The following is a 5,441-nucleotide window of genomic DNA, read 5'->3' as shown; positions in this document are numbered from 1 at the left end:
CCTGCCGTTCGGCTCCTACGAAGGCGGACCGGCTGCGGCCCTGGCCACCGCCACCCGGTTCATGAAGGAGGGCGGCGCGCACGCCGTCAAGCTGGAGGGCGGCGAGCGGGTGGCCGATCAGATCGCCATGCTGTCCGCGGCGGGCATCCCGGTGATGGCGCATATCGGGTTCACTCCCCAGAGCGTGAACACCCTGGGCGGCTACCGGGTACAGGGACGCGGCGACGCAGCCGAGCAGACCATCGCCGACGCGATCGCGGTCGCCGAAGCGGGTGCCTTCGCGGTGGTCATGGAGATGGTGCCCGCCGAGCTGGCCACCCAGATCACCGGCAAGCTGACCATTCCCACCGTCGGTATCGGCGCCGGGCCCAACTGCGACGCCCAGGTTCTGGTGTGGCAGGACATGGCCGGGATGACCACCGGCAAGACCGCCCGGTTCGTCAAGCGTTTCGGCGATGTCGGAGCTGAATTGCGGCGCGCCGCAGAGCAGTACGCCCACGAGGTGGCGGCGGGAACCTTCCCGGCCGAGGAGCACTGCTTCTAGAAAGAGGTATCCGGTCGGCCCGGGTGTGACAGGCTGGATGTCGTGTCACCAGGCGATCCCACCACCTCTTATCGCGAGGTGGAACGCAAGTTCGACGTCGACGCGTCGGCCATCTCGCCGTCCTTCGACGGCATCGCCGGAGTCGCACGCGTCGAACACCTGCCGGCCCAGGCCCTGGCGGCGGTGTACTTCGACACCGCCGACCATGACCTGGCGGCCCGCCGGGTCACCCTGCGCCGGCGCACCGGCGGTCCCGACGCCGGTTGGCACCTGAAGCTTCCTGCCGGTCCGGACACCCGCACCGAGGTACGTGCCCCGCTGGGCCAAGAGATTCCGGACGAGCTGCTCGACGTGGTGATGGCGCTGGTGCGGGATCGGCCGCTGGCGCCCGTGGCACAGATCCGCACCGCCCGCCGCGTGGTGGTGCTGCGCGACGAGCGCGACGAGGTGCTGGCCGAGTTCTGCGACGATCAGGTCACCGCGTCGGCCACCGGGTCCGATCGCAAAGAGACCGAACAGCTCTGGCGGGAATGGGAGCTGGAACTGGGTTGCGGCGACCTCGAGCTGCTGGATCGGTTGAGCAACCGGCTGCTCGACACCGGCGCCGGGCCGGCCGGCTACGGCTCCAAACTGGCCCGGGTGCTGGGCGCACCGGCGCCGCCGGCACACCCGGCCGATCGCCTGCAGCGGGCGCTGGCCGAGCAGGTCGAGCTGCTGCTGGTATGGGATCGCGGGGTGCGCGCCGACGCCGACGACGCCGTTCATCAGATGCGGGTGACGGTCCGGCGGATCCGCAGCCTGCTGCACGGCGAGGAGAAGACCCACGCCCCGCTGCTCGGCGAGTTGCGGGAACTGGGGGCGGTGCTCGGCGCGGCGCGCGATGCCGAGGTCCTGGCCCAGCGCTACCAGCAGGAGCTCGACGAGCTGGCACCAGAACTGGTCCGCGGGCCGGTGCGCGAACGGCTGATCGGCGGTTCTCAGCGCCGCTATCAGACGGGGCGACGGCGCAGCCTGGCCGCGATGCGCTCCGCGCGCTACTTCCGGCTGCTCGACGGTCTCGACGATCTGATCAGCGCGCCGACCGCCACCCGGTCGGCCTCCGTGGACGCCGCCTACCGGCGGCTGCGCAAGGCGGTGAAGGCAGCCAAGACAGCTGCGGACCGCGACACCGCGCTGCACCGGATCCGCAAGGCTGCCAAGCGGCTGCGCTACGCCGCCGCAGCAGCGGGCAAGACCAAGATCGCCCGGCGGGCGAAGACGATTCAGACGCTGCTGGGCGACCACCAGGACAGCGTTGTCAGCCGGGAGCACCTGATTGCGCAGGCCGACGCGGCGGCGGCTGCCGGTGAGGACACCTTCACCTACGGGCTGCTGTATGCCCGCGAGGCCGACCTGGCCGCGCGGTGCCGGGCGGCGTTGCGGCCCGCCCTGCGCAAGCTCGACAAGGCGATGTAGCCGAAGCTGGGCGGTCTTAGAGTCGCGGTCGGCTAATCAGCGGCGGCGGTGCCCGCCAGTGCGTCCAGTAGCCGATCGATGAACCGGTCGGCGTGGCCCCGAAGGCCGTCGTTCGCGTGCTGGGTGGTGTCGATCGCGATCGGATTCCCCGATGCGAAGCACACCACCACGGCACGACGGTAGGTCCGCTCCCCGAAAGCGTCCGCCGAACCATAGGCGTTGACCTCGACCCCGACGACCTGGCTCAGCGGCCGGATCACCGCAACCAGATCCTGCTCCTCGGCAGCGTCTGCGATGTAGTCCAGTTGCCCGATCGCGTGCTTGTCGATCCACACCAGACGGCACTGCTGATCCGGCAGTTTCTCGCGGGCGAAGCCGTCAACCGGCCAACGCCTCACCAGCTGGCCGATCTGCTCCACCACGATCCGGGGCGGGCGCGACCAGTCCGGGAACACGTCCCTGGCGATCTGCCGGAGGCGTTCTTCGTTTGTCATGGAGGCTAAATTAACCCCCATTTGCCCAGAGCGCGCCGCGGCGCGGCGGCAGGCGCCCTGGCGAGCCAGCCCAATTACGGAATGCTTGATTTCCGGAACTAGCTAGTTCAGTATCGGATGGGTGTCGAGCAGCTTGATCAAGGGCCCGGTGAGTGTTCGGCAGACGGCTCATCGACGTGGCCGGCCCCGTGACGACCGGTTGGACGCCGCGATCGTGGAGGCGACGATCGCCGAAGTCGGCTCCAAAGGGTGGGGCGGGGCGACCATCGAGGGCATCGCCGCCCGCGCGGGCGTCGGTCGCGGCACGATCTACCGGCGCTGGCCCAGCAAAACCGACTTGTTCCAGTACGCCGCCACCGCGGTCACGCGTCCTGTCGAGGCGCCGGACACCGGTTCGTTCGTCGAAGACCTCTTCGCGGCTGTCCTGCCGATCGCTGACATGCTGACCCGGCCCGAACTCGCGGCGTTGCTGCCCGCTCTGTTGGCCGAGGCCGCAAACGACACCTCGATTCGGCAGACTCTGCGCAGCTTTGTTGCCCAATCACGGCAGCAGGCAATCGACGCGGTCGAACGCGCACGCCGCCGCGGCGACATCCTGCAGTCGACGGACGCCGAAACTCTTGTGGACATGCTCGCCGGGGCGCTGGTCTATCGACGGCTGCTGCTCGGCGAAACGACCGACGCGGCGGCGGTGCGTGCTCTGGTACGTCAAGCCGTTCAAAGTTGCTCAGCACACCCGGCCATCGAGGAGGATCTGTGACGCGAACTCTGGATGTCGACCTCACCGATCCCCAGCTCTACACCGACGGGTTTCCGCACGAGGTCTTCACCGAGCTGCGCGCGCGGGGCCCGGTGCACCTTCATCCCCCCGTTGAGGGCCGTTTGGGCATTGCGCCGATACCGTTCTGGTCGATCGTCGCGCATGGCGAAATACAACAGGCCAACCGCGATTGGAAGACCTTCGCCTCCTTCGACGGTCCCATGGTGGCGCCGGATCCGCTGATATCCGCCGGACGCACCCTGCTGACGCTGGATCCCCCCGAGCAGACCGAGATGCGTCGCATCATCTCGTCAGAATTCACCCCGCGCATGATCGGCACGCTCGAGCAGCGTCTCACCGATCGCACAGCCCGCATCCTCGAAGCGGCGGCCGGCCGGAAGTGCGATTTCGTGCGAGATATCGCCTACCAAGTGCCGATGCATGTGATCGCCGACATCATCGGCATTCCCGAAGACGACCGGGCGTGGGTCTTCGAACGCACCGATCATCTCCTCAAATCCGGCGATCCGTACGGGGAGTACTCCCTGGATGATCGGCTCGGGCTGCAGGCGGAACTGTTCGAGTACGCCCAACGCATCACCGCCGACAAGCGGGCAAACCCGGCCGACGACGTGTGGACCAAGCTCGCGGGACAACTCGATGGTTTCGAACTCGAGATGTTTTTCATCATCCTTTCCATCGCCGGCAGTGAAACCACGCGCAACGCGCTGACAATGGGCCTTATCGCGCTGCTCGACCACCCGGACCAACTCGACGAACTGCGTTCCCGTCCGGAGCTCTCACGGACCGCTGCAGACGAAATCCTGCGCTGGTCGAGCCCGGTGCTGATTTTCGGGCGGACGGCAACCAAAGACATCACGATCGGGGGACAAGACGTCAAAGCCGGTGACCGCGTGGTGTTCTGGCATCCGTCAGGCAACCGAGACGAGACGGTCTTCGATGATCCGTTCCGGTTCGACATCCACCGCTCGCCCAACCCCCACATCGCCTTCGGCGGCGGCGGCGTGCACTACTGCCTCGGCGCCAATCTCGCCCACAAAGAGATACGGGTGGTGTTGGAGTCGATCGCGGGCGGCTACGACATCCAGCTCGCCGGGCCCGCGGTGTGGACCGGAGCCGGCCCGGTGCACAACGTCGGCATCGGAATCGACTCCCTGCCAGTGCACGTCACTGCGCGTGACTGACCGATGACCTTGCGGGACGCAACCCCGGTGGGCGTCGCGCACAGCGCCTCACCTCGCCCACGCAACTCTCGCGTGTGGTTGCTGATCGTCACCTGCATGTGCGTTCTTCTCGTCGTCTCGGCGATGATCGCACTCAACACCGCACTCGGTGATATCGCGCGCGACACCCTGGCCACCCAAGCTCAGATGACGTGGATCGTCGATGCCTACACCCTGGCACTGGCCTGCCTTCTCTTGCTCGGCGGAGCGCTGGGAGATCGCTACGGCCGCCGCGGTGCGCTCATCGCAGGCCTGATCATCTTCGCAACCTCGTCACTCATTCCGGTCTGTTTCGACACGCCGACCGGCATCATCGTCGGCCGAGCCGCCACCGGTGTCGGGGCGGCTTTGGTCATGCCCGCCACCTTGTCACTGTTGACCGGCGCATACCCGCGATCCGAACGCAATAGGGCCGTGGGTGTGTGGGCGGGCGTCGCGGGCGTGGGTGCGATGGTGGGTTTCCTGGGCGCGGGACTGTTACTGGAAGTCGCGACATGGCGAGCGGTGTTCTGGGCGTTCGTGATCGCCGCCCTCGCACTGGCTTTGGCAGCGGCCAGCATCACCACCTCGCGCGACGAAAACGCCACACCGATTGACTGGGCCGGTGGGCTGCTCATCGGTGCCGCACTGGCGGCGCTGGTACTGGGCCTCGTCGAAGTTCCCACCCGGGGGTGGACCGACTCCCTGGTATGGGGTTGCTTCGGCGCCAGCAGCGCAGCCGCATCGCTGTTCGTCGTCGTGGAGATGCGACGCTGTCATCCGCTGCTCGACGTTCGGCTGTTCCGACGGCCGGATTTCGCTGCCGGGGTGGTCACCGTGATCTTTTTGTTCTTCACGACCTTCGGTTACTTCTTCTGGCATGTTCCCCATGGATGAGACCGGCTGGTTTTAGAGTCCTGTAGCCCGAGGTTGGGCTGGAAGGGACGATGGAGAACATGGCTGGT

At 67.4% G+C, this 5,441-nt stretch carries 6 protein-coding genes; 5 read left to right on the top strand and 1 reads right to left on the bottom strand.

Annotated features, from left to right (window positions below; all coding sequences use genetic code 11):
- Both panB and LI92_RS19415 read left to right on the top strand, forming a co-directional pair.
- Window positions 1-544, top strand: a 544-nt coding sequence (gene panB / locus LI92_RS19420) for a 3-methyl-2-oxobutanoate hydroxymethyltransferase (RefSeq protein WP_046321839.1), incomplete at its 5' end; no start/stop codon positions are given.
- Window positions 545-586: 42 nt separating this feature from the next.
- Window positions 587-1,999 (top strand): CYTH and CHAD domain-containing protein, encoded by a 1,413-nt coding sequence (locus tag LI92_RS19415; protein ID WP_052740868.1) that lies wholly within the window; start codon window positions 587-589, stop codon window positions 1,997-1,999.
- A 32-nt stretch (window positions 2,000-2,031) separates the two neighbouring features.
- Here the strand turns inward: LI92_RS19415 and LI92_RS19410 are convergent, their stop codons facing one another.
- Window positions 2,032-2,493, bottom strand: coding sequence for a hypothetical protein (locus LI92_RS19410; RefSeq protein WP_046321836.1), 462 nt, complete (start codon window positions 2,491-2,493; stop codon window positions 2,032-2,034).
- Window positions 2,494-2,692: 199 nt separating this feature from the next.
- On the opposite strand from LI92_RS19410, the gene LI92_RS19405 reads away from it, so the two are divergent.
- The 3 genes from LI92_RS19405 (at window position 2,693) to LI92_RS19395 (ending at window position 5,373) form a co-directional block, all read left to right on the top strand.
- Window positions 2,693-3,253, top strand: a complete 561-nt coding sequence (locus LI92_RS19405) for a TetR/AcrR family transcriptional regulator (protein ID WP_052740867.1) — start codon at window positions 2,693-2,695, stop codon at window positions 3,251-3,253.
- Window positions 3,250-4,458, top strand: a complete 1,209-nt coding sequence (locus tag LI92_RS19400; RefSeq protein ID WP_052740866.1) for a cytochrome P450 — start codon at window positions 3,250-3,252, stop codon at window positions 4,456-4,458. Before LI92_RS19405 ends, LI92_RS19400 begins: the two co-directional genes overlap by 4 nt.
- 96 nt (window positions 4,459-4,554) lie before the next feature.
- Complete coding sequence (locus tag LI92_RS19395; RefSeq protein WP_286135200.1) at window positions 4,555-5,373, top strand: MFS transporter; 819 nt, start codon at window positions 4,555-4,557, stop codon at window positions 5,371-5,373.
- The last annotated feature ends 68 nt before the right edge of the window (window positions 5,374-5,441 follow it).

Source organism: Mycobacterium sp. UM_Kg1, from assembly GCF_000972925.1.
Classification (GTDB): Bacteria; Actinomycetota; Actinomycetes; order Mycobacteriales; family Mycobacteriaceae; genus Mycobacterium; species Mycobacterium hiberniae.
This window is presented reverse-complemented; position numbering and strand designations above follow the sequence as displayed.